At 61.3% G+C, this 24330-nt stretch carries 28 protein-coding genes and 1 pseudogene; 9 read left to right on the top strand and 20 right to left on the bottom strand.

The window, feature by feature from the left end; all coding sequences use genetic code 11:
- Positions 1-208: 208 nt before the first annotated feature.
- Positions 209-865 (top strand): annotated as a pseudogene (locus HZR20_RS11340) (transposase).
- Between the two features lie 199 nt (positions 866-1064).
- Here HZR20_RS11340 and HZR20_RS11335 read toward each other — a convergent pair.
- The 4 genes from HZR20_RS11335 to HZR20_RS11320 all read right to left on the bottom strand — a co-directional run bounded on the left by HZR20_RS11335 (position 1065) and on the right by HZR20_RS11320 (position 4140).
- Positions 1065-1418 (bottom strand): hypothetical protein, encoded by a 354-nt coding sequence (locus HZR20_RS11335; protein WP_181686854.1) that lies wholly within the window; start codon positions 1416-1418, stop codon positions 1065-1067.
- A 35-nt stretch (positions 1419-1453) separates the two neighbouring features.
- Positions 1454-1618 (bottom strand): hypothetical protein, encoded by a 165-nt coding sequence (locus HZR20_RS11330; protein ID WP_181686853.1) that lies wholly within the window; start codon positions 1616-1618, stop codon positions 1454-1456.
- Positions 1619-2112: 494 nt separating this feature from the next.
- Positions 2113-3477: an NAD(P)/FAD-dependent oxidoreductase gene (locus HZR20_RS11325; RefSeq protein WP_181686852.1), complete on the bottom strand. Its 1365-nt coding sequence runs from the start codon at positions 3475-3477 to the stop codon at positions 2113-2115.
- Positions 3478-3501: 24 nt separating this feature from the next.
- Positions 3502-4140 carry a response regulator transcription factor gene (locus HZR20_RS11320; protein ID WP_181686851.1) on the bottom strand — a complete coding sequence of 213 codons (639 nt, stop codon included), beginning with the start codon at positions 4138-4140 and terminating at the stop codon, positions 3502-3504.
- A 219-nt stretch (positions 4141-4359) separates the two neighbouring features.
- Here HZR20_RS11320 and HZR20_RS11315 point away from each other — a divergent pair, with 219 nt between their 5' ends.
- Together HZR20_RS11315 and HZR20_RS11310 are read left to right on the top strand one after the other, a co-directional pair.
- A complete protein-coding gene (locus HZR20_RS11315; RefSeq protein ID WP_181686850.1) occupies positions 4360-5319 on the top strand; it encodes a D-2-hydroxyacid dehydrogenase in 960 nt (319 codons plus the stop codon).
- Between the two features lie 222 nt (positions 5320-5541).
- Positions 5542-6552: an NADP-dependent oxidoreductase gene (locus HZR20_RS11310; RefSeq protein WP_181686849.1), complete on the top strand. Its 1011-nt coding sequence runs from the start codon at positions 5542-5544 to the stop codon at positions 6550-6552.
- Positions 6553-6676: 124 nt separating this feature from the next.
- On the opposite strand, the gene HZR20_RS11305 is transcribed toward HZR20_RS11310, so the two are convergent.
- Both HZR20_RS11305 and asd read right to left on the bottom strand, forming a co-directional pair.
- On the bottom strand, positions 6677-7057 hold the full coding sequence (locus HZR20_RS11305) for a hypothetical protein (RefSeq protein ID WP_181686848.1): 381 nt from the start codon (positions 7055-7057) through the stop codon (positions 6677-6679).
- 44 nt (positions 7058-7101) lie between these two features.
- A complete protein-coding gene (gene asd, locus HZR20_RS11300; RefSeq protein WP_181686847.1) occupies positions 7102-8139 on the bottom strand; it encodes an aspartate-semialdehyde dehydrogenase in 1038 nt (345 codons plus the stop codon).
- A gap of 117 nt (positions 8140-8256) precedes the next feature.
- On the opposite strand from asd, the gene HZR20_RS11295 reads away from it, so the two are divergent.
- Positions 8257-9444, top strand: a complete 1188-nt coding sequence (locus HZR20_RS11295; RefSeq protein ID WP_181686846.1) for a hypothetical protein — start codon at positions 8257-8259, stop codon at positions 9442-9444.
- Positions 9445-9516: 72 nt separating this feature from the next.
- Here the strand turns inward: HZR20_RS11295 and HZR20_RS11290 are convergent, their stop codons facing one another.
- From HZR20_RS11290 to cofD, 5 genes are read right to left on the bottom strand one after another with little or no spacing between them, the layout of a single operon-like run.
- Positions 9517-9708 carry a 30S ribosomal protein S17e gene (locus HZR20_RS11290; protein ID WP_181686845.1) on the bottom strand — a complete coding sequence of 64 codons (192 nt, stop codon included), beginning with the start codon at positions 9706-9708 and terminating at the stop codon, positions 9517-9519.
- 25 nt (positions 9709-9733) lie between these two features.
- Entirely contained in the window at positions 9734-10330 is a 597-nt protein-coding gene (locus tag HZR20_RS11285) for a DUF447 domain-containing protein (protein WP_181686844.1), read from the bottom strand.
- The gene (locus HZR20_RS11280; RefSeq protein ID WP_181686843.1) at positions 10327-11166 is read right to left on the bottom strand and encodes a triphosphoribosyl-dephospho-CoA synthase; all 840 of its coding nucleotides are present in this window, start codon (positions 11164-11166) and stop codon (positions 10327-10329) included. The genes HZR20_RS11285 and HZR20_RS11280 overlap by 4 nt, the downstream gene beginning before the upstream one ends.
- On the bottom strand, positions 11163-11960 hold the full coding sequence (locus HZR20_RS11275) for a tRNA-dihydrouridine synthase (RefSeq protein WP_181686842.1): 798 nt from the start codon (positions 11958-11960) through the stop codon (positions 11163-11165). Before HZR20_RS11275 ends, HZR20_RS11280 begins: the two co-directional genes overlap by 4 nt.
- Positions 11960-12952, bottom strand: a complete 993-nt coding sequence (gene cofD, locus HZR20_RS11270; RefSeq protein WP_181686841.1) for a 2-phospho-L-lactate transferase — start codon at positions 12950-12952, stop codon at positions 11960-11962. Before cofD ends, HZR20_RS11275 begins: the two co-directional genes overlap by 1 nt.
- A gap of 111 nt (positions 12953-13063) precedes the next feature.
- Between cofD and HZR20_RS11265 the strand changes: the two genes are divergently transcribed.
- Both HZR20_RS11265 and HZR20_RS11260 read left to right on the top strand, forming a co-directional pair.
- Complete coding sequence (locus tag HZR20_RS11265; protein ID WP_181686840.1) at positions 13064-13612, top strand: protein-tyrosine phosphatase family protein; 549 nt, start codon at positions 13064-13066, stop codon at positions 13610-13612.
- A 96-nt stretch (positions 13613-13708) separates the two neighbouring features.
- A complete protein-coding gene (locus HZR20_RS11260) occupies positions 13709-14932 on the top strand; it encodes an HD domain-containing protein (RefSeq protein WP_181686839.1) in 1224 nt (407 codons plus the stop codon).
- Between the two features lie 30 nt (positions 14933-14962).
- On the opposite strand, the gene HZR20_RS11255 is transcribed toward HZR20_RS11260, so the two are convergent.
- The 3 genes from HZR20_RS11255 to HZR20_RS11245 are packed head-to-tail and all read right to left on the bottom strand — an operon-like array spanning position 14963 to position 15977.
- Positions 14963-15175 carry a helix-turn-helix transcriptional regulator gene (locus HZR20_RS11255; protein WP_181686837.1) on the bottom strand — a complete coding sequence of 71 codons (213 nt, stop codon included), beginning with the start codon at positions 15173-15175 and terminating at the stop codon, positions 14963-14965.
- Between the two features lie 2 nt (positions 15176-15177).
- Positions 15178-15567 carry a hypothetical protein gene (locus HZR20_RS11250; protein WP_181686834.1) on the bottom strand — a complete coding sequence of 130 codons (390 nt, stop codon included), beginning with the start codon at positions 15565-15567 and terminating at the stop codon, positions 15178-15180.
- 2 nt (positions 15568-15569) lie between these two features.
- Positions 15570-15977: a DUF2178 domain-containing protein gene (locus tag HZR20_RS11245; protein WP_181686833.1), complete on the bottom strand. Its 408-nt coding sequence runs from the start codon at positions 15975-15977 to the stop codon at positions 15570-15572.
- A 229-nt stretch (positions 15978-16206) separates the two neighbouring features.
- Between HZR20_RS11245 and HZR20_RS11240 the strand changes: the two genes are divergently transcribed.
- On the top strand, positions 16207-17253 hold the full coding sequence (locus HZR20_RS11240) for an amidohydrolase family protein (protein WP_181686832.1): 1047 nt from the start codon (positions 16207-16209) through the stop codon (positions 17251-17253).
- 31 nt (positions 17254-17284) lie between these two features.
- Positions 17285-17734 (top strand): universal stress protein, encoded by a 450-nt coding sequence (locus HZR20_RS11235; RefSeq protein WP_181686829.1) that lies wholly within the window; start codon positions 17285-17287, stop codon positions 17732-17734.
- A gap of 34 nt (positions 17735-17768) precedes the next feature.
- Here HZR20_RS11235 and HZR20_RS11230 read toward each other — a convergent pair whose 3' ends face one another.
- From HZR20_RS11230 to HZR20_RS11205, 6 genes are all read right to left on the bottom strand, one after another.
- Entirely contained in the window at positions 17769-18665 is an 897-nt protein-coding gene (locus tag HZR20_RS11230; protein WP_181686828.1) for a hypothetical protein, read from the bottom strand.
- 86 nt (positions 18666-18751) lie between these two features.
- Entirely contained in the window at positions 18752-19234 is a 483-nt protein-coding gene (gene ndk, locus HZR20_RS11225; RefSeq protein WP_181686827.1) for a nucleoside-diphosphate kinase, read from the bottom strand.
- Positions 19231-19590: a 50S ribosomal protein L24e gene (locus HZR20_RS11220; protein ID WP_181686825.1), complete on the bottom strand. Its 360-nt coding sequence runs from the start codon at positions 19588-19590 to the stop codon at positions 19231-19233. The genes ndk and HZR20_RS11220 overlap by 4 nt, the downstream gene beginning before the upstream one ends.
- Positions 19590-19817, bottom strand: coding sequence for a 30S ribosomal protein S28e (locus tag HZR20_RS11215; RefSeq protein ID WP_135662860.1), 228 nt, complete (start codon positions 19815-19817; stop codon positions 19590-19592). The genes HZR20_RS11220 and HZR20_RS11215 overlap by 1 nt, the downstream gene beginning before the upstream one ends.
- 11 nt (positions 19818-19828) lie before the next feature.
- Positions 19829-20191 carry a 50S ribosomal protein L7Ae gene (rpl7ae, locus tag HZR20_RS11210; RefSeq protein ID WP_181686823.1) on the bottom strand — a complete coding sequence of 121 codons (363 nt, stop codon included), beginning with the start codon at positions 20189-20191 and terminating at the stop codon, positions 19829-19831.
- 240 nt (positions 20192-20431) lie between these two features.
- Entirely contained in the window at positions 20432-21892 is a 1461-nt protein-coding gene (locus tag HZR20_RS11205) for a methyl-accepting chemotaxis protein (protein ID WP_181686821.1), read from the bottom strand.
- A gap of 168 nt (positions 21893-22060) precedes the next feature.
- On the opposite strand from HZR20_RS11205, the gene tmcA reads away from it, so the two are divergent.
- Positions 22061-24322, top strand: a complete 2262-nt coding sequence (gene tmcA / locus HZR20_RS11200) for a tRNA(Met) cytidine acetyltransferase TmcA (RefSeq protein ID WP_181686819.1) — start codon at positions 22061-22063, stop codon at positions 24320-24322.
- The last annotated feature ends 8 nt before the right edge of the window (positions 24323-24330 follow it).

The following is a 24330-nucleotide window of genomic DNA, read 5'->3' as shown; positions in this document are numbered from 1 at the left end:
TGGGATCTCGAAATATGACTGGCTAAACACAGATGATAAAGAGAAGTTATCATCGGGCGTACCGTCCATAGGATATGGCTTAATTCGCAGACTTATAATGCTTTATGGAGCTCAATTGCCTTGTTTTGCTACCAATTGAGAGATTTCTCAGGCGCTCTCATGGGAAGGTTCTATCAAGCTAACCCGGAAAAAGACGCCGTCTGGCGATATGGTATCGCTCAGACGGCTGGCTCGGATGTGCCGGAATATTGTCAAATAACACGTAGAAGATCCAGACGTACCCGCCGCGCCGGACGGCGCGGACGGATACGCCAAATGGACACAGATCGCGTTGATCTTGTTTCGTATTGAGATGGAGAAAAGTCTCCGAGAGACCGAAGACTATCTTAACGAGATGCCCGGTATCTTGGCCGTATTTGGCCTTGACGAGGCACCGCACTACAGTTCGTTCTATCGATGGGAAGACAAGTATCGGATGCGTGAGCTACGCCGCCTGCTCCGCTGAATCGCGGAGCAGGCGGGCTGGAGTGGTGAAGCTGCAATCGACGCCAGCGGGTTCCAACGCGACCAAACGAGCTACCACTACCGCGACCGCGCGAACTACTCGTGTGGAGAACTCCGTGAGGAGTGCCGTTCCGAGTCAACGCGACCGCTGATCAAGCACAGAGAGCAGACACCGCTACAGAAGGCTCACAACGCCCGGATGAACGAGGACTACAACCAGCGTTGGATGAGTGAAACCGGCTTCTCGCAGTTGAAGGAAGACGACGGCGAGAAGTTGCGCTCCCGGAGTTGGCACGGCCAGTTCCGGGAGCTGACTCGGAAGTGCATCGTCCATAACCTGACGCAGGCGGCGAGCCCTTAACTCGCCGCCTGCTCCCCTTCTCCGGACGTATCGGGAAGAGGCATTGCCGTCGTCACCGAAGCAAGAACGCTAGATACCATAGTTCTGACCCTTCAACAAACGATGGTAGCGGCGACTACTGCATCTTCTACGTTCGAAAAGTCGTCTCTGACGCCGTGACTCTGTAGGCTATCAACCCCACCCCGACGCTATCTGGCGTTCAACAAGGCATCTTCTCGCCAAACCGGTCCATCTCAACGTGCTCCCCGAAGGCTGGCTTCGAGAGCATCTCAGCGCAGTGGGTTATGGTATCGTAATCGAAGCCTGTCGCTTCAGAAACACACGGAATAGATACGTAGTTCGGGGATTTCGCACCGATGTGCTGGTCGCGACACAGTACTTTGAGTATCGACGCTTCGGTCTGGTGTAGCTCATCAACTGCGTCCATTCGGCCATCATCACGCTGTTCACGGGCGAGTTGCTGTTGTAGATTTGCGATCTTCTTGCGCTGTTCCTGTGTCCGTTTTTCCAGCTTCTCGACGCACTCAGGCAACACCAGATTTGACCGCTCCACCTACCCCTGGTACCAAGCGTCCATCCCAAGTGCGATCAGTTCACAAAGTCCCTCGCTCCATCGATGCTCTCCGCCCTTACGGACGAGGCCATCTTGCTCTTGATGAACTCACCCACCTCTTCCTTGCTGGGATTCATTTCACCCGGCCGACCGAAATAGAGACGAACCATCCGGTCCGTTGGGTTCTTTTCCTGGCTCATGTATCGTATTAGCGGCTCAAATCCCAAAGAATCATCTATAATATTGTTAGTGTCGCCCGGAACACTAACGACCGACCTCATCCCTGGCGGCGTGCCGGGTTGGCCGGGAAACCCTCGTGCCGGGCGGGTCGCCCGGAAGGGCGACCGAATGCCGAGGCGGTGGAAACCGCCGAGGCGGGTGGCGCGTTAGCGCCACCGAATGCGCGACCGGCTGTAGCCGGGAGCGCGGGAGACGCCAAAGGCGTCTCCAGTTGCCGAAGCGGCGATAGCCGCTGAGGCGGGTTGCCGTAAGGCAACCAAGTGCCAAGACGGTGAATACCGTCGAGGCGGGTGGCGCGTTAGCGCCATCGAATGCCGAGACGGCAAAGCCGTCTGGCGATGTCGCGTGCCCGGGTTCGCCGCGCTGTCATCGCACCACTTTGGGTACACTCGGGCGGGGACTAAGGCACGCATATAGCACATCTCGCCGTGAACAGTAAAGCGCTTCGTGGTCCTCAAACAGTGTACGTCGACTCGCGAAGTTGGACGTACCGGTCACCGCGGAACGACCAGCGTTTGCGCCGATACCGAAGATAGATACCGACCCCTTCCAGTCCTGCCGAAAGGGCCTGGCGCTTGCGTGACCCGTCGGTCCGTAACATCCGACCGATGATGCTGAAATACCGGTCCCAATCGCTCGGTCCCAACCCGCGGACCAACTCGGCGAAGGTGACGTTCCGGCGGACCTCGTCACCGATGGCTTGCTTCCAGGCATCGTTGTACTCCGCCATTCGTCCCTCTGCGGCGAGTTCGCCGGCGATCTTCCCCGTTCGAATCGCCACGTGATCGCCGCCCTCGTGGAACGCCGAGGTGGCCCCCATCGCTCCGCCGACCACGGCGACGTTAGCGCCCGTGGGAGACTCGATCGGCTGCGTCGACGAAATCGGATATGCCTCCGTCCCGGATTGCTTCCCGTGGTCGTCGACGATCGGGAAGTCCGTTACGTCGTATTCAGGGAACTGCCGCTCAAGCAATCGCTGGATGTAGATCCGGCCCGGCGGAATGGCGTCGTCATCGTCGGAAAGCAACGCGTAGGAATCGCGATCCGTCACGTCGTCGATGTCCATCCCGATCGGCATCGTTAGCCCGACACGAGCGACCGTATCGTCGTTGGGGAAGATCCACGGATACGCGGTGTGACCGGGCATCACACCCCACCAGAATTCGATGTGGTCAGGGTCGAACAGTTCCTCCGGGAATCGGCGATATTCTTGATAGGCGATGTGATTCGCCCGATCGGGTGCGAGATACTCCTCGGCGCTCGTTTCAGCCGGCAGGAACTGATCGAGCACGTCCAAGGTTACCGTTCGTTGCGGGCCGTCCGCGAGAACAAGTGCCTCAGCCTCGATTTCAGTCCCATCGGCGAGAAGAACTCGGTGACTCGGCGTCGATCCAGTGAGATCTGATTCGATATCGGTAACGCTCGTCCCGACCCGATAGTCCGCACCGGCCTCTTCAGCCAGACTCCGGAGCCAGTCGTCGAACCGGGCCCGGTCGACCGTGAACCCGAACCCGTCGTATGAGGATTCAATTCGAGTGTCCTCGATCGTCGCCGACTCGGAGGGGCCGTGAAACGTTGCTCCATCGAGTTCGCGTAACACGACGTCCGAGGGCATGTCCGCAGGGTGCTCGCCCATAATGTCGACCCAGTAATCCAAAATGCCGGCGGCATCCGTTGAATCTGGCCCGAGTTCGTCCCTGTCGGTACGGGGAACGCCCTTCTCTACGAGGACGACATCGGCACCGCTGTTCGCCGCGGCACGGCCCGCCGAAGAGCCTGCTGGGCCGCCGCCGACAATCACGACGTCAGTCCGCTCCATACCGCAATCGTGACCTGGCGGGCCTTAAAACTCGTGTCCTGCACTTCGCACGGTATTCGCCTGGCGCGATTGCTGGTTCTGTGTGAGATCCGGTAGAGCAACGTCTTCGGCGAGTCCATCGCGGGCCAACTCGGAGAGGCGCCTCGGCGAGATACCGCTATCGATCGCTTGTTGGAAGTGGTTTTCGATTCGGGTATCGAGGCATCGGACGGCCTCCTTCGTTCCCGGTCCCGCGTGATCGGCAGTCGCGGTCAAACTCGCACGAAGTGACACCATCCGAAACAGATCACGGACGGCTCTTGGCATGTCTAGGCGCGATAGGCCCCGTTCGACGAGCGCGCGCAATTCAGCGCCTGAGACCGGCTTTTGAAGGTATTCGTCGATTTCTAACTCGGTAAGTGTCTGATCCGGTACGTTCGCCGTAACCATCGCAATCACGCCGTTGTACCCCGTAGAACGAAGCCGGCACGTGACTTCATCGCCATTCAGTCCAGAGAGGTTTCGATCGAGAAGGATCATGGCGACATCGCCATCGACAGCCGATACTGCCGACTCGCCGTCTGCTGCCGTGCGTACGTCGTATTCATCGGCCAACCAGAGCCGATGGAGCATCTGAATGTCACTGTCGTCTTCGACGACCAAGATCGTTTCCTGCGTCCCCATACTGGATAGTACTCTCACTGGAACGACCGTCAATACCAGTCTCCGTTTGAATCGTTCAGGATCGTTTAATCTGCAGTTTGCGCATCTCTTAGCGGTGTTTGCCGGTAACCGGCTGTTGACCCCGACTCGGTCCAACAGCGTCCCTCGCCATGCTTTTGTCCGTTCCACTGCCTCTGTTAGGTATGCGGCGTTTGATCGCTCACGACGGAGGTACGAGCCGTGAATAGCCCGGATGTCCTCGTGTTACGGGAGAAGCCCCACGGTATCCCTGGCCAAGAGTATGCCAAAGCGTTGCAGGAGCGGCTCGGCGAGACAGCGACTGTCCGAGCAGCACAGACGCCAGCCCAAGAGCGCGAAGCGATCGCGACAGCCCCAATTGTCTCGGGCGGACACTTCGACGAATCGCTCCTTTCAGACGCTGAAGCGCTCGAATACTTCGCCTGCATGTATGCAGGTTACGAACATCTACCGCTCGAACGAATGCAGGACCGTGACATCGCCGTCACGAACGCCGCGGGTGTACACGGGCCGAACATCGCCGAACACGTCATCGGTTCCTTCCTCGCGTTTGCTCGCGGGTTCTTTCGGGCCCGCCGCCAGCAGCAACATCACGAGTGGCGAGGGTTTCAGTCGCGCGAGCTCGACGGCAGTCGAGTTGCCATCGTTGGCATGGGAGCAATCGGACAGGCGATCGCCAAACGACTGGCGGGGTTCGACGTGACGACTGTCGGCGTGCGCTACACGCCGGAGAAAGGCGGACCAACCGACGAAATCTATGGATTGGACGAGATTCACCAGGCACTCGCGGACGCGGCTTACGTCGCGGTCGCCTCGCCGTTGACCGAAGCAACGCGCGGGCTTATCGGCCCCGAGGAGTTACAGACGCTGCCGCCTTCGGCTGTCCTCGTCAATGTGGCACGTGGGCCGATTGTTGAGACGGACGCGCTGGTCGAGGCATTACGAGCCAATCATCTTCGGGGGGCGGCACTCGATGTGACCGACCCAGAACCCCTGCCGAATGATCACCCGTTGTGGGACTTCGAAAACGTGTTTATCACGCCGCACATGTCGGGACATACGCCGGAGTATTACGAACGATTGGCTGATATCGTCGCGCCGAACGTGGACTCGATTCTCCACAAGGGAACTCCCGAATCGATGCAAAATCGCGTCGTCTAAGGCCGCATGCGAGCGTCGAAGTGTCGTTTTCGATGGGCCGTCGGTTCGACGAACGGCCACAGTGTCGCCGTCGAAGGACCACTACCGGTGAGTTCGGACAGGCTGATCTGAATGGGCTCTCACTGAGAAGGGGGGAACCGCGTCCGCTGATCGAGGTGGCGGACCGCCCTCGGCCGGAGTGAAAACGCAACGTTCCTTGCTGTCGAACGAAGAATGGCTGGTATGCGTGAGTCAAATCGCGAGTGGATTTTTGCCAAGCGTCCCGACGGCGAACCAGACATGGAAAGCTTCGAACTGCAGGAAAATGACATTCCTGAGCCCAGACATGGCGAACTTCTGGTTCGCGTACAGTATCTCTCGGTCGATCCGTACATGCGCGGCCGGATGCGCGATGCCGAATCGTACGCCGAGCCTTGGGAGGTTGGAGAGCCAATGCAAGGGACCATCGTCGGTGAAGTCCTCGAAAGTGAGAGTGAAAGCTACGACGAAGGCGACCTCGTGACGGGCAACGGCACATGGGCTGACTACACAGTGTTGGATGCCGAGGACGTCGCGCCGGTCGACGCGTCGGTCGCCGACCCGCCTGCATACCTCGGTGTGCTGGGTATGCCCGGACGAACGGCCTACTACGGCCTGCTGGATGTCGGCGACCCCAAGCCGGGCGAGACGGTCGTCGTGTCGGGTGCGGCCGGTGCGGTCGGGTCCGTTGTCGGCCAGATCGCGAAACTGAACGGCTGTCGAGTCATCGGATTTGCCGGGTCGGACCGGAAAATCGAATGGCTTACCGAGGATCTCGGGTTCGACGCTGCGATCAATTACAAAGAGGTTTCGGACTACCGAGGGGCACTCGACGACGTGGCGCCCGACGGCGTCGACGTCTACTTCGATAACGTCGGTGGCCCGATCACCGACGCCGTCTTCACGAAACTGAACCTCGACGCACGAGTCGCCGTCTGCGGACAGATCGCGCACTATAACGACGAAGGCGTCCCGACTGGACCCCGGAAACTCCCACAACTTATCGCGCCGCGTGCAACCGTCCAGGGGCTCCTGGTCGGTGACTACGTGACCCGATTCGAGGAAGCCAGCCAGCAACTCGGCGCCTGGGTCGCGTCCGGGGAGCTTGTCCACCGGGAGACGATCGTCTCGGGACTCGAAAACGCCCCGGATGCGTTCCTCGGGCTGTTTTCGGGTGACAACATCGGCAAGCAGGTCGTTGCCGTCTCGGAATAGCCTCGATTTTACCCGCGGGTTCCAGCCGTTCGAGACTGCTGCCCGAGACTAGGCTCCGGGGACTCAACGGTCGAGTGAATCGACGCGACACATGCTCGAGAGCGCCACCTGGGTGGTCAGCACTTCAGGTTGGGCGAGTTGCCACGTACCCGTCACGGGCCTCCAGGATCCAGTACACGAGAAGAACACCGAGACCGGCCACGGTCAGCAATACGTCTGTTTCGAGACTTCTGAGTTGCCAATCCGGACCGAAGAGAGCAAACGCACCGAGTGTGAGCCAACATCCTAACGCGGCGAGAAATCGCCAGTGAGAGCCAACAGCGAGTTCACCTGCCTCACCGCGACGAGCCAGATAGAAATGACTGGCGCCCACGCCGACCGTGTAATACCCGAGAAGCCCCACGCCCGCAAGCCAGTCCGGCGGTGAGGCTACTGCGATCACAAAGAGCAGTGCGAATGCCCCGCCGACGGCGATTCCGTAGACGGTATTTTCACGGGAGACCATACTGGCCAGTCTCCGGCGGCCGTGAAAACAGTTGGTATCGCCGTTTAAACGTAGCCCTTTTTGAGTAGCAACTCGCCGTTGAGGATGCTCGCGCCGGCCGCTCCGCGGAGCGTATTGTGGGCGAGACAGTTGAACTGGACACCCTCTTCAGTCGCCTGGATACCGCCAACACTGATCTGCATCCCGTCCTTCCGATTCCGGTCCAGTCGCGGCTGCGGGCGGTCAGGCTCCTCGAAGACTTCGATCAGCGGCTCGGGCGAACTGTGGAGGTCCGCAGAGGGGTACTCGCTCATCGCGTCGGCGACGTCCTCGGCAGTCACGTCCTCGCTCAAATCTGCCCAGACGTTCTCCAGGTGGCCGTCCAGCGTCGGGATCCGGTTACAGGAGGCAGCCACGTCGGCCTCGAGCCACTCGACCTCGCTGCCGTCGAAAGAGCCCAGGAGCTTGCGGGATTCGGTCTCCATCTTCGTCTCCTCGCCGCCGATGTGGGGGATCGCGTTGTCGATGATTTCCATCGAGGAGACGCCGGAATATCCGGCCCCGGAAACGGCCTGGAGGGTCGAAACGTCGACGCGTTCGATGCCAAAGGCCTCCTTCAAGGCGGCGAGGGGCGGAACCATCGTGATCGTCGAGCAGTTGGGGTTCTTCAGGAGGGCACCGTCCCAGCCACGTTCGTCACGTTGGACCTCGATCAGGTCGACGTGATCCGGATTGATTTCAGGGATCGTGAGGGGAACATCCGGGTCCGCTCGAAAGTTCGAGGAGTTCGAGGAAACAACGTAGCCCGCCTCAGCGAAGCCAGGTTCGACGGCCTCACCGACCGAAGAGGGCAACGAGGAAAAGAGCAGGTCCACGTCCTCGGGGACAGCATCGGGGTCGGTCGCCCCGACGGTCATCTCGGCGACGTGGTCTGGAATCGGCGCGTCGATCCGCCATTTGGCTGCCTCGCGGTACGACTTGCCGGCGCTGTCTTCGCTTGCGGTCAGCGCGGCGATCTCGAAGTCCGGGTGGGGATCCAGCAACTGGACGAGTCGCTGGCCCACAGCACCTGTCGCACCCAGAATACCGACGGTTACTGGCATGACTGGAGGCTTGGGCTACCACCGGTCAAAACTGTTTGGATCCCCGGCGTCGAGGACGCTTTTTTCCGGTAGCTGTAGACATATCAAACTATTTTAATCCCAGGTAGTTGGTCAGATATGACTGACCAATCCCTCCAGCAGTTGCAGTCACGCAACTCCCGGCCCGTCATCCGGGAGTTCATTGGCGCAGCTGCCCTGTTGGTCGCCGTCGTCGTCGTGAGTACGGTCCTTACAGAGGTGGTCGAATATTTTGCCGTAGCGGACGCGACAACCGACGCCGCCACGGGGCCACGTGGCGGTTCCACTGACAGGGTGGTCTTTGCGGTCATTGTCGCTGGCCTCGGCGCGGCGGTGGTCGGTGTCGGCTCCTGGCTGTTCCGAGAGCGGGTGGCCACATTCGACTCACTCGAAGAGTCAGCGCTGTTCAGAATAAGCGGTGTGATCGGTTTGGTCCTGTTCGTGGTCGCCTATCTTTCGGTGGGCGTGTTCGATGCCCCACTCCCGGATATCGTCTTCGACCTCGTCGGACCGGTCACGATGGGTGGGCTGGCGATCGGGTACCTGCAGTATCGTGACGCCCCACTCCAGCTTGGGCTGCCAGACGGCGAGGCACTGCCGACCGTCCTTGGTGTTGGGGGCGTTGCAGTCATCGCAGGCAGTGGCCAAGTTGTACTCAGCTACTCGGCTCGTAATGGGGTGTTCGGCTCGTTTTTCCGACCAAGTGTGAGCTTTATTGACATTCTGCTAAGCGTCGGTATCGTCGGCATACTGGGTGGTGCTGGGTTCGCACTGCTGTACACCGCCGCGGTCCAGGGTCGGTTGCGTACTGTCACACAGCCTGCAAACGCCGTCGTGGCAGTCACAACACTGCTTGCCGTCCGAAGCTGGGCGATCCCAGAACTACGATTGCTGATCGGATCCGGGGGGCGAAGCGCGTCTCCGTCGCTGTTTGGCCCGTCGATCGTCGTGGCGGTCGCTGCGATCACCAGTGGGATCGTCGCCGCATGGGTGTTCGCTTACGGACTGGAAACGCTCCGTCACGAGATTGACCGCGACGTCACGCCGCTCGTTGCGGGGATCGGCGTTGTCTGTGTCCTCACATTCGCAGTCAGTATCGCCGCGGGCATCCGGGGATATGGGATTGGGTTTGTCTGGGGAGTCGCCTCGCTTTCGGCTGTCAGTGCCGCGGGGAGTGTCGGGTTCGAGCGAACGCGATCGGTCTGGGTCCCGGCACTTGCGTTTGGGGCCTATTGGCTACTGGTCGATTCCGCGCTGACCCAGTTGCTTATCGGGATACTCAGCTGAAGAGACGACAGCTGGCAAATACGCACGCCAGAACGAACAGCGACGCGTCTGGAAGGAGAACAACCGACCGAATCAGGCTTCGACGCCGCCGGCTTCCTTGCGGGTGACGTAGCCGGCGATCCGGTTGCGGACGCCTTTCGATTCGACGTTCGTCAGTTCCGAAACGACTTCCTTGTTGTGCTCGAAGTCCGTCGAGAACGCTTCCGGATAGCGCTCCCGCAGCGTCGTCGCGGTCTTCTTGACGTAGGCGGGTTTGATTGCCATACAGAACCGTTACTGAGTGGGGCCCCTAAAAGGATTCGAAACGTTGGTCGGTCTCCGGCAAGTCCAGGATCTCGTAGAGTCGATCGAGGGCGGCCAGTTCGCGATCCCCACCAGTTCGTTCGATGACGTCGGCGAAATACGCCAGTCGTGCTTCCAACGGTTCGTCGTCGTAGGCGGGAACGTCAAGCCGCGAGGCCGCCACTGTCGCTTCGATCACGGCCGCGTGTCCACGGTTAATCGTCGGCACGACGCGGTTCTGGACGCTCGTCTCGACTGGCCGTAACTCCCAGTCGATCCACTCGGTATCACCCTCCTGACCCGTCTCTCGCCGTTCGACTTCGACGCGGGCCCAGGCGTCTGCACTGTCGAGAATCGACTCGTCGATCTCTCGAATCGTCAACGCCGCTTCGACGAAATCGACGGGATCACGAGTAAACTGGACGGAGCCCTCGCCCTCCCGCTCGAAATTCACTCGCGTCCGCGTCCGACCCCACGTCCGGGCCGTCACCGGTTCCCCGGCATGCAATCCGAGGGCGGCGACGTTGTAGCGTCCGTCCGGGCCGCGTGTCGTCACGATCGATTCGGTGACGCCCCGAATCTCGACAGGCCACTCGTCGCTCATACCTCGACCCCCCGACACAGCGCAATGAAGATGCCACCGGCGAGGATGTCGGCCGTCGTCCCAGGATTGATGCCATCCGCGACGAGTTCGTCGGAGAGTTCCTCGGGGTCGACCCCCTCTTGGGCGGCCGCCGCCCGCTCGCGGACAGTCTCCGCCACCTCGTCGCCGTGATTGATCGCGACGAAGGGATCCGGTTCGGCCGCAAGAAGGTCGAGGAAGGCCTCTGCCGAGCGGTCGGTAATCGGTCCCTCCCGTCGTTCGATCGCATCCGCGGCGTCAAAGGTCCGCTCGAACCCACCGGTCCACTCCCGGGCGATGCCGTCCCGATCGGTCGAACGTGCCATCACGTCGTACAACGACAGTTCGCGCTCACGAAGGGTGGGGATCGCATCAGCGCCACGCCGAACGTCCAGAGCGTCCATGTCGGTGGGTGGGTCGGCAACAGCGACCTCGACGTGCTCGAACGCGCGATAGAAGCCTTCGGCGTCCGTGACAGTCGTCGACTCGGCGACGGCCGTGGCACGCTCCTGAGTGAGGTCGCCCGTCACAGCCGTCCGTACCAGCGGCGCGAGCAGGAGCAGCCCACCGAACTGGGTATTCGTGTTCGCGCTGTCGCTCATCCCTTCGATTGCCTGCTCGAAGGCGTCGCCGATCGGTGGGCCATCCGGGTTCGCGAGGGCGTCCAGCCCGTCGATCACACCGACAGCGCCGGCGAGGAACTGCTCGAACCGGAGGTCGTCGTGATCGCGTCGTCGATCGACGTTGCCCGGCGTGGGTGTCGTAGCGACTTCGAGCAACAAGGCAAGTTGGGCTTGCTGGGCGATCGATCGCGTCATCGGTTCGCCTCCGTCGATTCGTCGAACCACGCGTCAGTCGCTTCGCGGACGCGATCGAGGACGGCCGGGCGGTCGCTCGGTCGCCCGACGCTGACGGCGTCGGCCCCGTAGGCCAGATATTCCCGGACTGTCTCGCGATCCCGGACGCCGTTGTTGGCGATCACGAACAGCTCCGTCGCGGCGACGACCTCGGCGACGACGCCCTCGCTGTCCATGGCGTCGACGTGGATCGCGTCAGCACCCGCTCGTTCGATCCGGCGGGCAACGGCGGGCAAGTCGGCGCCGGGAACCTCCGTCCGGACTTTCACGCTGACAGTCGCCCCAGCATTTGCGACCGCCTCGACCTGGGCGGCCAGTCGCGCTGGCTCTCTGAGGAGCGACTGGCCCGCGCCGACGTCGCACAGTTCCGTCTGGCGACAGTGAGCGTTGATCTCACAGATCGCGCCGTGTGCCGCACAGACGTCAGCGACCTTTCGGAGCGGGTCGAGGGTACTACTCCTGACGTTCAGGCCGGGGACGATCGGCACGCCGGTGAGTTCTGTGAGTTGTTTCTCGGCGAATGGGAGCGGATCGTCGGGCAGAAACTCGTCGCGATCCCGGTCTTCGACCATCGTCCGGGCAGCCCTGCGAGTCGGCTTGTCGACTGCCAGCCCACCGAGAACGGCCGCGCCGACGGACGGTGCTGCTCCCTTCGCCCACGTGGCATCGGACTCCCCGCTGAGACTGGCCGCCACGACACGTGGCTTGAACGGCAGTGACGTTTCAGCCACGACGCCGTCGCCGGTTTCTCCCATCAGGCCACCACCTCCAGGGCGTCCTGGACAGCACGAGCGACGCGCTCGGAATCGTCCTCCGAGTTGAGCGTCGTGTCCGTTCGCACGGTCGGCCGGTCGAGTGTCGTTCCGTCGGCCGCGTCGAGGACGAATGCGTCGGCGAAAGGGTAGGCTTCGGCGACGCCGGCAGTACTGGGCTCGAACCCCTCGGCGGCCATGAGTTTCGCCGCTGGACCGGAGAACACACGATCCTCGACGAACGGCGAGACGGCGACGACCGGCGTCTCGGCCAGTGCAGCAGCGATCTCGTCGATAGCGGTCATCGGGCCGATGCTCGTAATCGGATTCGAGGGACCGATCACGACAGGATCATCGAGTGCGTCACGGACCGCGTCGGTCGTTGTCGCCGCCTCGGCCCCCCGGAACTCCACGGCGTCGACCGCTGGCTCGCCCTCGTGAGCGACCCAGAACTCCTGGAAGTGCATCGTTCGCTCGGGCGTGTGGATCAGCGACGCGACAGGATCGTCACTCATCGGCAGGATCTCGCGGTCGGCATCCAGTGCGTCACCGAGCGTCCGTGTGACTTCAGTCAGGCTGTGGCCGTCGTCGAGCAAACTCGTCCGGGTGATGTGGATCGCTCGGTCGCGGTCGCCGATGTGCATGAACTCACCGACCCCCGAGAAGCGGCGCCAGCGAGCGATCGGCCGGCCGGTTGTCTGTCGGTCCGCAGAGAGATATCGTGGTCCGCGATCCAACCCGGCGGAATCGGCGAGTGAGTGCATGAACTCGTGTGTCTCGGCAGTATCCTCTTTGATCCCCCACCACGTCGCTCGATCGAGGAGATCGCCGTCCAGGAACAGCACGGTGTCGACGTCGGGACAGACCAGAAACCCACCGAGTTCGATGTCGTCGCCCGTGTTCGCGACAACTGTCGTCTCAGCGGGCGAAAAGACTCCCTCGGCGCCGGCAAGGAGTTTGGGGGTCCCAGTCCCCCCAGCGAGAAACGTAACCATAGCGCTCGATAGGGAGGTCGCTGCCGTAAATCGCACGCCCACATCAGCCAATTGTCAGCGCTGAGAACTGGGGTGCTAGCTTCAAGTCACTGGACAAACACGCCCCATATAATGGCCGAACTGTATGACGAACGCGTCGGGCCTCACCGATTTGCATCGGCGGGTCCCGACGAGCCCTACGTCTATGGCGCAAGCTGTCCAGGGTGGCACTCGACGGTAGCCCACCGCGAGGCCATCGACGAGTGGATCGGGTTCATGCGCGACAACGATGTCGAACGCGTCCTGAGTCTCCTGACTGGGTCCCAACTCGGCCGGATGGATGCGAACGTGGCCAGGTATCGCGAGGCGTTCGGCGCGGAGTCCGTCGCGCACGTCCCGGTCCGTGACCACTATCTTGCCGATCGTGACACGCTGGTCCAGGAGATTGTCCCGTTCCTCGAAGACGCAGTGCAACGCCAAGAGCGGGTCGTCGTTCACTGTCTCGACGGCATCGGGCGGACTGGTCACGTCCTTGCGGCGTGGCTCGTCCACGGTCGCGAGTATACCCCGGTCCAGGCTATCGAAACTGTCCAGGAGATGGGGCGGGCACCGACCGAGGCTGTCGACGCCGGCAACGCCAAACGCGGTGAACTGTTCGAATTGCTTTCGTCCTACGAGTGACGCCAGGTACACAGGCCGAACGATACCTCCAGTGCCGACGCTGTGTAGCTGGCAGTACCCCCGATACCTTTTGCCGTGGGCCGACCAATCCGGGCTATGACCACGATCAAGGATAGCGTCCACGACCACATCGAGATCGGGGGCGTCGGCCGTGATTTGCTCGATACGCAACCGGTCCAGCGGCTCCGCCACGTCAGCCAACTGGGCACCGTCTCGTTGGTATACCCGTCCGCCAATCACACCCGCTTCGAGCATTCCCTCGGCGTCTATTATCTCGCTGACCGGGCGCTCGACCATCTCGGCATCGAGGGCCAGCAGGCCGAGCGTGTTCGCGCGGCCGCCCTGCTCCACGACGTCGGTCACGGCCCCTACAGCCACAACGTCGAGTCACTCATCTACCGCCATACGGGCAAGTATCACGACGACGTCCACGACTTACTCGGCGACGGCGAAGTCGCGCGCGTCCTCTCCGAGCACGGGCTCAATCCCGATGCCGTCGCCGATCTGGTTGCAGGCGACGGCGAACTCGGGCAGCTCGTCTCGGGTGAACTCGACGTCGACCGCATGGACTACCTCGCGCGGGACGCCCATCACACCGGGGTTCCCTATGGCACGATCGATCACGGACGCCTCGTCCGCGAGTTGCGCTTTCGCGACGGCGAACTGGTCCTCGCCGAAGGCAACGTGCAGACGGCCGAAAGTCTCCTCGTCGCTCGCGCGCTGATGACGCCGACCGTCTACAGTCATCACGTCGCCCGCATCGCCAAAGCGATGCTTCGACGGGCGAGTGCCCGCCTGCTCGAAGCGACTGAGACCTCCCCCAACCGCTTCCGCCGGATGGACGATACAGATCTCATCGTCGCGCTTCGATCGACGGAGGCGACCGCTGAGATCGCCCGGCGTCTTTCATATCGAGACCTCTATAAGCGTGCGATCTGGGCCGAACGGGAGGCGGTGCCGGCGGATATCCTCGACGCGTCTCAAGAGACCATTCGCGAGTTCGAACGAACGATCGCCGCCGAGGCGAACGTCGATCCCGCGTCGGTCATTCTCGACGTGCCCGACGATCCCTCGATGGTCGAGTCGAGTTCTCGCGTCCTCGTCAACGGCGAGGTACGGCGACTCGGTGAGCAGTCCACGCTGGTCGGCGCCTTACAGACGGCTCGACGCGACCAGTGGCGACTTGGCGTATACGCCCCTGAGAAAGTCCGTGAGCGGGTCGGTGACGCGGCCGTGCGCACGCTCGGTCTCGCCATCGACGGCGCTCGAATCAGCGACACCCGTCGTGGGATTCACGCAACGCTCGACGAGTTCCAGTGACGACCGTGAACTGATTCATCGAGGGGGTGCTCACTCGTCGGAACTACCCGTCGGATCGTACTCGAAGATATCTTCGATCGAACACTCGAAGTAATCGGCGAGCTTGAACGCCAGTTCGAGGCTCGGATCGTATCGTCCCCGCTCGATGGCGTTGATCGTCTGCCGAGAGACGTCGACGGCCTCGGCGAGCTCACCCTGTGTGATGTCTTCCTTCGCGCGCCAGACGTTGAGGTTGTTTTCCATAATTACATTTTTCGGCGATAATATTCGATTGCGAGTTCGTAGACGACGACTCCGCCGATCATAATCGCGAACAAGACCGGCACGATGGGGAGTTCCGCCCCACCGAAATACAGGAGAAGTAAGACGACACCAATAGCGCCCGATTGAAATGCGAACGCCCATTCTGCACCAGATCGCCGGATCCGCTCGACACGTTCGTCGATCTCTTTGGTTTGTTTGAGACGATTTTCGTAGAGAATGCTCCCCGCTGTACCGGTGATAACGGCGAACGATGCGGCACCGAGCCGACTCCCCTCGAGACCAAATTCGACGAGGACGTCGTGGCCGAACATGACGGCAACGCTGAAGAGTGCGATGACTACGTACTGTGTTCGGATTTTTCCAAATGCCATAGTTACATCTGTCGGCGGTAATACTCGTTTGCTACCTGTTGGAGGACAATACTCCCGATAGTGAATCCCCAGAGTACCGGCACGATCGGGAGGTCGATGTCAGTCATCGTCAGCACCAACATGACCACGGACAGCCCGACCACCAGTACGCCCCAGGATATTGCGGTTGCCTTATAGGTAATCTGCTTGCTCCGTTCGTCGGCGATCCCTGCCCGCTCTAATCGGTTGTAGTACGCGTATCCGCCCACACCGGCGACCGCCATCACACTGATACCGATCCAGAATGGGGAGAATTCGGGGAGGGAATCCTCGACCATGGCCATGCTGAAGCCGAGGCCAAAACCGCCAAGGAGCATCACCACAAGGACGATTCTGATCCGGCCGAAGGAACTCCGGTTGTTGAGTGCCATTATGTAAAGTATGCTTTCCTCTTTGACTATAAAACTTTCCTGATTGTCGTCCTGAGCTGATACCGTTGGGAAGCCCTCGCGTTCGTCCGGAGTGGCAACAAGATTCCCTGAGCCGTCCCGAATGCGAACCAGCAGGCGTCTATGGGTGAAACTAATGAGGTCCCGGCCCAGACGGGTGAGAAGATTACCCCTCGAAACCGTCAAACCATGTTCGCCCGAACGGACAGCTATGGAACTGGAAGGGACAATCCTCCACGGGCGCGATTTCGACCCGATCGAGGGCCGGGTCGTTGTCGAAGACGGCGAGATCACCGCTGTCGAGGAAACGAGTACTGACAGCGAGCAGATCGTCCTCCCGGCGTTCGTCAACGCCCACACGCACATCGGCGATTCGATCGCCAAGGAAGCGGGCGGCGGTCTGAGTCTGGACGAACTCGTCGCGCCGCCGGATGGGCTGAAACACCGACTCCTCCGAGAGGCGACCCGCGAGGAACTGATTGCTGCGATGGCTCGCTCGCTCCGATTCATGGAACAGGCCGGTACCGGCGCGTTCATCGAATTTCGAGAGGGGGGCATCGACGGTGTCGAGGCCATCGAAGCGGCGCTGGACGGGCGGGACATCGAGAGTGTCATCCTCGGTCGCGAGACAGTCGAGGCAATGGAGGCGGCCGACGGATTCGGGGCCAGCGGTGCCCGAGACGGTGAGTTCGGTGCCGAACGGACGGCGACTGCAAACGCGGAAAAACTCTTTGGCATTCACGCCGGTGAACGCGACAGTGCCGACGTCAATCCCGCACTGGACCTCGATCCGGACTTTCTGGTCCACATGGTCCACCTCGAAGACCTCCACTACGAGCGCCTCGACGATGAGGAGACACCAGTCGTGCTCTGTCCCCGGTCGAATCTCGTCACCGGCGTCGGGACGGCACCCGCCCGCGAGTTACTCGACCGGACAACCGTCGCGCTGGGAACGGACAACGTGATGCTCAACAGCCCGTCGATGTTCCGGGAGATGGAGTTCGCAGCCAAACTGTACGACGTCTCAGCGAGGGAGGTCCTTCGCATGGCGACCGTTGCCGGGGCGGAGATGGCCGATCTGAACTGCGGCGTGATCGAACCCGGCCGTGACGCTCGCCTGCTCGTTCTCGACGGCGATTCGGACAATCTCACCGGCGCGGAAGATATCGTTCGTGCCGTTGTTCGACGGGCCGGTGTCGCCGATGTAACCGACGTCATTTTCGAGGATTCCTGCGCGGGTGGGGACACGAACTATTAAACGGGTTGTCGACAAACGTTAACATACGTCCATGTACGATAGAATCCTCCTGCCGACTGATGGCTCCGAGGGGATGGGACAGGTCATCGAGCACACTGCTGGGTTGGCCCGCCATCATAGGGCGGCAATCCACGCTTTGCACGTCCTCGACACGGCCACGATGAGTCGGATGCCCATGGAAACCTCCTGGGAGGCTGTCTCGGGGATGTTACGTGAGGAGGGCGAACGGGCACTCAACCAGGTACGGGACAGTACCGGTGACGTCGCGGTCGAAGGGTCGATGACGGAAGGCGTCCCGAGCGAGGAAGTCGTCGACTACGCAGCGAGTCACGACATCGACATCATTGTCATGGGCACCCACGGACGTGGTGGACTCGATCGACTCTTGCTCGGAAGCGTCGCCGAACGGGTCATCCGGACGGCACCCGTCCCTGTGATGACGATCCGGGTCGGTTCAGTCCCGAACGAAAGCGACGAGTGAGAGCGAAAGACGACAGCACTCGACACAATAGGGTCTAGCTGAACGGATAGTCCTGAAGCGCCGCCGCCTCGTCGGGGTCCGGGACGTCGTCGTACAGCCGCCAGGACTCGACGTGTTCGACTGTCTCGCCTGGATCGACGGTCCGCAGAGGGCCGAGGGTTTCGATTTCTTCCATGTCCGCGTCGGTATACAGTTCGAGTGCACACCCACGGTCGGGATACGCACCGTCCGGCTCGTACTCGATGGACTTGACGAAGGCGCGGCCGTCGTTGACGTACGCGATCCACTCGTCGACGCCCGTCGAGCCGACCTTGCACGCGCCCTCACCGTCCGGATCCTGCTGGACCCGGAGGTGACCCTCACGTAGCGATAGTCGATCGTCGCCCAGACTCGTGTACGGCCAGAAGGTCAGCGAGCGATCCGGCAGTCGATCCTGGGTCCCGGCCCGTGCGGCCGGGAGAAAGCCGGTCCCGCCGCCCGCCATGACGGTGATCCCCCAGGGGGCGAGTTCGATCGGCCACACCCCGTCGTTCGTGACGCGGTGAGTCACGGTGACTGCCGGTTCGTCGTCGGCCATCTCGACGGTCAGTGCCTTCCGGATGTGGGTGTCTGGCTCGGTTGGTTGGCGAAGCGTGACGGTCCCGTCACCGAGTTCGTACTCGACTGGCTCGTTATCGGGCGTCAACGTCCGTTCGCTGACCTCCGGGGCATACCAGAGTCGATGGCCCCCGTAAAACCGGTATTCGTCACCACCGCCCGCACCGAGATCGGCTTCGATCTGGTGGAACTCGTTGGGGCCGTCGAGAAACCCGAAGGAGACGATGCGTGGGCCGACCGCCGTCGGCGCGATCAATTCGACGTGCTCGTTGTGCAGTTTGATGCAGTCGTCCCAGCCAGCATACGAAATCAGGTCGGCAGTGGTGTCACCCATGACTGGCAGTTCGACCGCCTTGAACAAACAACTACCGAGAAGTGACGTGTCGCTGATACCTGGATGAGAAATCGGGTGACGGCGATTCAGTGATCGCCGACGTCCTCGTAGACCCAGGGTTCGTCGCTGCGCTCGTATTCGAGGAGTTCTTCGTCGTCGAAGAACAGCTCGATCTCTCGCTCGTTGGCACCCGGATCCTCGTGATCCGAGCCGTGGATGATGTTCTGGCTCAAGTCGAGCCCGTAATCACCACGGATCGTGCCGGGCGCGGCCTCGGCGGGATCGGTCGCGCCCATCATCTGGCGAACTTGTCGGGTCGCGTCGGCACCTTCCCAGACCATCGCCATGACCGGTCCAGACGTGATGAACGCGACCAGGTCGTCGAAGAACGGCTTCTCGGTGTGTTCGGCGTAGTGCTCGCCGGCGAGGTCTTCGTCGATCTGCATGAACTTCGCCCCGGCGAGCTTCAGGCCGCGATCTTCGAGACGCGTGATGATTTCGCCCACGAGTCCGCGCTGGACAGCATCGGGCTTTGCCATGACGAAGGTTCGTTCGTCGTGATGGCTCATGCGTCAGCCTCCGCTTCACTTTCCTCAGCATCGTCAGCGGCTTCTTCGACGGCCTCGTCTTCGGACTCCTCGTCAGCCTCCGCTGCACTCTCGTCTTCGTCCTCAGCAGCGGCATCCTCGGACGCTTCGTCCGTTGTCTCCGGTTCCGTTTCTGGCTCCGCTTCGACTGCTTCGCCGGCGGTCTCGCTGCCGGCTTCTGTCCAGGAAAGGTCTCGGGCTTCCCGGCCGAGGTCGGCGTTTTTCTCACACTTGGCCGAGCAGTAGTGGATCGTCGTCCCGTTCGTGCGGACGAACATCGTCCCGGTGCCCGGCTCGATCTCGGCGCCGCAGTAGTCACATTCGCGTGTCTGTGGCATTATTGCCCTCCAATGGCGTCTGCCTCACGGGCGGTCTCCCGAAGCTGGAGGATATCCCCTTCGCGGACCGGCCCGAGGACGTTGCGGGTGATGATACGACCCTTGTTCTCGCCCTCGCGGATGCGGCACTTGACCTGCATGGCCTCGCCGTGCATCCCCGTCCGGCCCACGACCTCGATGACCTCCGCGGGCGTGGATCCGTCGTCTTCGGACTCCTCTGCGCTCATGTCAACTCACCTCAGCGCAGGTCCTCAACCTTGTCGGCGATATCGTCGACATCCTCACTGGCGTCGCCAGCCTCGACGATCGCGGCCGCCGCACTGCCGACTTCGAGCCCGGCAGCGTGACCCAGATCGTCTTGGGCGCCGACGAAGATGAACGGAACTGATTTTTCGTCTGCCAGTTCCGGCAGGTGCATCACGATCTCTTCCGGCTGGACGTCTTCGGCGACGAAAATCAGGTCGGCGTTGCCGCGTTCGATCGCCTTGGTCGTCTCGTTGGTTCCTTTCTTTACTTGGCCTGTGTCTCGCGCGATCTCGAGCGCCTCGAGGGCGTCATCTTCGAGATCCGCGGGAACATCGAAATCGACGTATACTGGCATGATTGGATCACCTCCTGCACGTGGGCTCGCGCTCCCCCGCCGTTTCGAACCCGTGCCGGCCGTTCCGGCGGGCCCGACGTCGCCCGGTGAACCGACGTTCCCGGACGCTATGAAAGTCCTAGATGGCTAGGAGCATCATCAACCCCGTGCAGGCTGTACTCGAATGTGACCCGGCAGACGTAAAAGCGCTTTCGAAGCCATCTGCCCGTGGGAGCCGAGCACACAGGCCAACAGAACCGACTACCGTGTCGAGCCGGTGAGCCGATCCATCGATGACTCGACCTCTTCGATCATTGTCACCTGTTGTTCCGTGTTAGCGACAATTTCCTGTACTTCGGTAGCGACTGTTTCAGCTTCACCGAGCGCATCATCGATCATCGCTGCGATTTCTTCCGCACTCGCGGCCTGATCGTCAGTCGCATCGGAGACCTGACTGATACCCTCGACCGTCGCAACCACTTTTTCGACGATCGCCTCGAAACGAGACATCGCTTGATTGACTTGCTCGATGCTTTCGTTTACTTGCGTTGTCGTTCGCTCTAGGTTTTCGACAGTGGATTCGGTTTCGGTCTGAATATCTCCGACCATCTCTTCGATATCACTGGCGTGGGTCTGGGACTCTTCAGCGAGACTCTTGACCTCGTCTGCAACGACAGCAAAGCCCTCACCGGCTTCGCCTGCCCGAGCGGCTTCGATAGATGCGTTCAACGCAAGCATATTCGTCTGATCGGCGATATCGTTGATCACCTCGACAATCTCGTCGATCTCGTCGACGCGGCCCTGGAGAGCGTGGACGTCTCCAGTCACGTCGTCGGCGGAATCGGCAGCATTCTCCATGACACGTACAGCCTCCTTAGCGGAGTCCCGGCCTTCTTCAGCGAGACTTTGAGCTTCGGTGCTGGTATCTTCGACCTCGTCAGCTGTCGATGCAATTTCTTCGACGGTCGCCGAGAGATCCGAGACTTCGGTGGCGATCTCACCCATGTCGTTGGCCTGCCCGCTCGCCAGGTCTGAAATTTCCTGGGAGTACTCGGCGATACCATCGGCAGAATCCTGTAGCTGCTCGATATCGTTATCGATCTCGTCGACGACTTCCTGTATCGTTGTGCCCATTTCATCGACGACGTCGATGAGCGTGAGGAGTTCTTCGTCGAGAATGCTCTCTGTGGCCGTGAAGTCGACATGCGCTTCGAGGTGTCCGCGCTCGTAGGCATTGAGTGTCTGTTCGATCGCGTCTAACAAATCGGCACGTTCCTGACGGTACCGTGCCGAGTGCTCTAGGTCCTGGACGATCTCAATGACACCGATCAGCTCGTCGTCCTCGTAGATCGGGGTTGCGATGAACCAGATGTCCCCACTTAGCTCCGCCGTATCTTCGTAGACTGGAGTCTTATCGCCTTCGAGCATCACGTACTCGTCGTTTACGACGCCAACTCCGGCAAAGTCGCTGTCTGCGTTCCGTGGAGATTCAAGAACCTTCTCTGCGAGGAGCGACTCTGACGGATCATCGTACAGCACTTGGCCAATGTTGTCAACTCCACGAACATCTTCACCGGCAACTCCGAGGAGCGACTCGATATGTCGGTTCCAGTTGACAACGTCACCGGACCTGTTGAGGACTAGCGCCGGGAGGCTGATGACGTCCAAGACAGTTTCACAATCTAACAAGTTCGAGGAGGGTTGTTGCGTATGTTCTGTCATGACACTTCCGCCAAAATTCGTTTCGAGCCCATTACATAAAACAGCGAGTGTTAGTTATCAGTAATGATAACATTACAACGCAGGACCCATCGTTGTTACTTCAGGATTGAGATGTGTGCGATTCACAGTCCGGCACACCCAAGGTTCCACCCAGTCTACACACCGGCGATGGGGAATTCGATCGGACGCAGACTCCGGGCTGAAGCCCAACGAACCGACGAGCGGCGACTCGTCGTCGTAGCGGGAGAGTCGGACGCGCGTGAGTGTGCTTTGCGGAGCGTCGTGGCTGAAGCTACTCTCGACAGTGGGGATATCACGTTGATTAGCCAGGAGGCACTGCTCGCGTGTGAGCGGATCGACCCCACCCATAGCGACACGCTTCTCGGACAGACCCGTGACGGTATCGTCTACGACGTCAGCGAACGATTCGATCCCGATGTACTTGCCCACGTCGTCGGTGCTATCGCAGGTGGCGGATTGGGAATCCTCTTGACGCCACCCCTGGACGCGTGGCCAGATCGACGTGACGGCTTTGACAGGTCGCTCGCGGTTCCGCCATTCGGGGTCGAAGACGTGACTGGGCACTTCCGGCGGCGGGTCGTCGAGACACTCCGGGCGCATCCGGGAATCGCGATCTTCGACGCCGACGCGGGGACCGTCGAGAGAGACGGGCTAACGGATCCAGCACCTCGACTCCAGAAGGCAGAGCCATCACCGTCGGACGACTATGCGTTCCCCGCGAGTGTCTATCGACAGTGTCGGACAGCCGATCAGGTCGAGGCGGTACAAGCCTTCGAACGGCTCCGAGAACCGGGGCAGACGGTCGTCGTCGAGGCCGATCGCGGCCGGGGCAAATCGAGTGCCGCCGGGCTCGCCGCTGGAAGTCTCGCCGCCGCCGGGCGGGACGTACTCGTGACGGCTCCCGAGCGTCGAAACGCCACAGAACTTCTCGAACGGGCACGCGAGTTGCGTGACGATCTCGATATAGAACGAGGAGATGACGCCGATCGCGACTCCGGATCGTCCACGGACGAGGACTTGCCGATCCGGATCGGCGACGGCTCGATCCACTTCGCTCGGCCAACCGCGGCAGCCAACCGTGCGGGGGGTGTCGACGTGCTGATCGTCGACGAGGCGGCCGCCCTTTCCGTTGACGTGCTGTTGACGTGTCTAGACGCGCCGGCTGTCGGGTTCACGACAACTGTCCGAGGGTATGAGGGGACGGGCCGGGGCTTTGAGGTGCGCTTTCGTGATCGCCTCGCCGAGTCCGACTTCGAAGTGACCGAGCGGACGATGGACGAGCCGATCCGCTACGCCGCTGGCGATCCGATCGAAGTCTGGCTCTTCTGTGCGCTGTTACTCGATGCGACACCCGCGGCTGACCGACTGGTAGCCGATGCGACGCCCGGGACCGTGACCTATCGGCAACTCGACCCGTCAGCCCTGCTCGACGACGAACACCTCCTCCGGGAGATATTCGGCTTGCTTGTCGTTGCCCACTACCGGACAGAGCCGGCCGATTTCGCCCGACTGCTCGACGCACCGAACGTCTCTGTCAGGGCACTCCTCTATGACGGCCACGTTGTCTCGGTGGCACTCCTTTCCCAGGAAGGCGATCTTCCGGCCGATATTCGGGCCGAGATGTACGAAGGTGGTCGAATCGGGGGGAATATGCTACCGGACGTACTGGCGAGCCAACTCCGTGACGAGGACGCGGGGGAGCCTGTCGGCCAACGCGTTATGCGGATTGCAACCCATCACGCTGTCCGGGGGCGCGGACTCGGATCACGGTTGCTGACCGAGATTGAAACCGAGTTCGGCGACGAGATGGACTGGATCGGCACTGGGTACGGTGCGACGCCGGAACTGGTTGCGTTCTGGCAGGAGAACGGATACAGTGCTGTTCACCTCTCAACCTCGCGCAACGAACGCAGTGGCGAGCACTCGGCGATCATGCTGCAGGCGACATCGAGGGAAGGACAGGCACTGCTTGGTCGCCACACCACGTGGTTCCTCAACCGCATCGAGGGAATGCTATCAGACCCACTCGCGGATCTGGACCCGGACGTAGTGGGGGCCGTGCTCCGATCGATCGCTGAGCCACCCGAACTCAACCTCTCCGATCTTGAATGGCGTGTTCTGGCTGGGTCGCCACACGGAGCTGGACTGTACAACACTGCGCCCGACGCGTTTGCCCGTTTGTCGCTCCGGCATTTAGTCGATCCCGCGGCAGAATCGCTCTTGTCGGCCCGCCAGGAACGCGTGTTGGTCACGAAGACGCTCCAACGTCGTTCCTGGGACGAGGTTGCCGAGGAACTGGCGTATCACTCCCGGCGAGAGTGTATGCGTGCGCTGGGAGCGGCAATCGAAGGGCTAGTCGAAGCGTACGGCGAGAGCGTAGCTCGTATCGAACGCGATCGGTTCGAGTGATAGCGCCG

Source organism: Halorhabdus salina, from assembly GCF_013839425.1.
Classification (GTDB): domain Archaea; phylum Halobacteriota; class Halobacteria; order Halobacteriales; family Haloarculaceae; genus Halorhabdus; species Halorhabdus salina.
This window is presented reverse-complemented; position numbering and strand designations above follow the sequence as displayed.

What these genes read in the sequence shown, in the direction of transcription:
- HZR20_RS11330 (WP_181686853.1), bottom strand. Translation starts at nt 1,618, where the DNA reads ATGAGCCAGGAAAAGAACCCAACGGACCGGATGGTTCGTCTCTATTTC.
- HZR20_RS11325 (WP_181686852.1), bottom strand. Translation starts at nt 3,477, where the DNA reads ATGGAGCGGACTGACGTCGTGATTGTCGGCGGCGGCCCAGCAGGCTCT.
- HZR20_RS11320 (WP_181686851.1), bottom strand. Translation starts at nt 4,140, where the DNA reads ATGGGGACGCAGGAAACGATCTTGGTCGTCGAAGACGACAGTGACATT.
- HZR20_RS11310 (WP_181686849.1), top strand. Translation starts at nt 5,542, where the DNA reads ATGCGTGAGTCAAATCGCGAGTGGATTTTTGCCAAGCGTCCCGACGGC.
- HZR20_RS11305 (WP_181686848.1), bottom strand. Translation starts at nt 7,057, where the DNA reads ATGGTCTCCCGTGAAAATACCGTCTACGGAATCGCCGTCGGCGGGGCA.
- asd (WP_181686847.1), bottom strand. Translation starts at nt 8,139, where the DNA reads ATGCCAGTAACCGTCGGTATTCTGGGTGCGACAGGTGCTGTGGGCCAG.
- HZR20_RS11295 (WP_181686846.1), top strand. Translation starts at nt 8,257, where the DNA reads ATGACTGACCAATCCCTCCAGCAGTTGCAGTCACGCAACTCCCGGCCC.
- HZR20_RS11290 (WP_181686845.1), bottom strand. Translation starts at nt 9,708, where the DNA reads ATGGCAATCAAACCCGCCTACGTCAAGAAGACCGCGACGACGCTGCGG.
- HZR20_RS11285 (WP_181686844.1), bottom strand. Translation starts at nt 10,330, where the DNA reads ATGAGCGACGAGTGGCCTGTCGAGATTCGGGGCGTCACCGAATCGATC.
- HZR20_RS11280 (WP_181686843.1), bottom strand. Translation starts at nt 11,166, where the DNA reads ATGACGCGATCGATCGCCCAGCAAGCCCAACTTGCCTTGTTGCTCGAA.
- HZR20_RS11275 (WP_181686842.1), bottom strand. Translation starts at nt 11,960, where the DNA reads ATGGGAGAAACCGGCGACGGCGTCGTGGCTGAAACGTCACTGCCGTTC.
- cofD (WP_181686841.1), bottom strand. Translation starts at nt 12,952, where the DNA reads ATGGTTACGTTTCTCGCTGGGGGGACTGGGACCCCCAAACTCCTTGCC.
- HZR20_RS11265 (WP_181686840.1), top strand. Translation starts at nt 13,064, where the DNA reads ATGGCCGAACTGTATGACGAACGCGTCGGGCCTCACCGATTTGCATCG.
- HZR20_RS11260 (WP_181686839.1), top strand. Translation starts at nt 13,709, where the DNA reads ATGACCACGATCAAGGATAGCGTCCACGACCACATCGAGATCGGGGGC.
- HZR20_RS11255 (WP_181686837.1), bottom strand. Translation starts at nt 15,175, where the DNA reads ATGGAAAACAACCTCAACGTCTGGCGCGCGAAGGAAGACATCACACAG.
- HZR20_RS11250 (WP_181686834.1), bottom strand. Translation starts at nt 15,567, where the DNA reads ATGGCATTTGGAAAAATCCGAACACAGTACGTAGTCATCGCACTCTTC.
- HZR20_RS11245 (WP_181686833.1), bottom strand. Translation starts at nt 15,977, where the DNA reads ATGGCACTCAACAACCGGAGTTCCTTCGGCCGGATCAGAATCGTCCTT.
- HZR20_RS11240 (WP_181686832.1), top strand. Translation starts at nt 16,207, where the DNA reads ATGGAACTGGAAGGGACAATCCTCCACGGGCGCGATTTCGACCCGATC.
- HZR20_RS11235 (WP_181686829.1), top strand. Translation starts at nt 17,285, where the DNA reads ATGTACGATAGAATCCTCCTGCCGACTGATGGCTCCGAGGGGATGGGA.
- HZR20_RS11230 (WP_181686828.1), bottom strand. Translation starts at nt 18,665, where the DNA reads ATGGGTGACACCACTGCCGACCTGATTTCGTATGCTGGCTGGGACGAC.
- ndk (WP_181686827.1), bottom strand. Translation starts at nt 19,234, where the DNA reads ATGAGCCATCACGACGAACGAACCTTCGTCATGGCAAAGCCCGATGCT.
- HZR20_RS11220 (WP_181686825.1), bottom strand. Translation starts at nt 19,590, where the DNA reads ATGCCACAGACACGCGAATGTGACTACTGCGGCGCCGAGATCGAGCCG.
- HZR20_RS11215 (WP_135662860.1), bottom strand. Translation starts at nt 19,817, where the DNA reads ATGAGCGCAGAGGAGTCCGAAGACGACGGATCCACGCCCGCGGAGGTC.
- rpl7ae (WP_181686823.1), bottom strand. Translation starts at nt 20,191, where the DNA reads ATGCCAGTATACGTCGATTTCGATGTTCCCGCGGATCTCGAAGATGAC.
- HZR20_RS11205 (WP_181686821.1), bottom strand. Translation starts at nt 21,892, where the DNA reads ATGACAGAACATACGCAACAACCCTCCTCGAACTTGTTAGATTGTGAA.
- tmcA (WP_181686819.1), top strand. Translation starts at nt 22,061, where the DNA reads ATGGGGAATTCGATCGGACGCAGACTCCGGGCTGAAGCCCAACGAACC.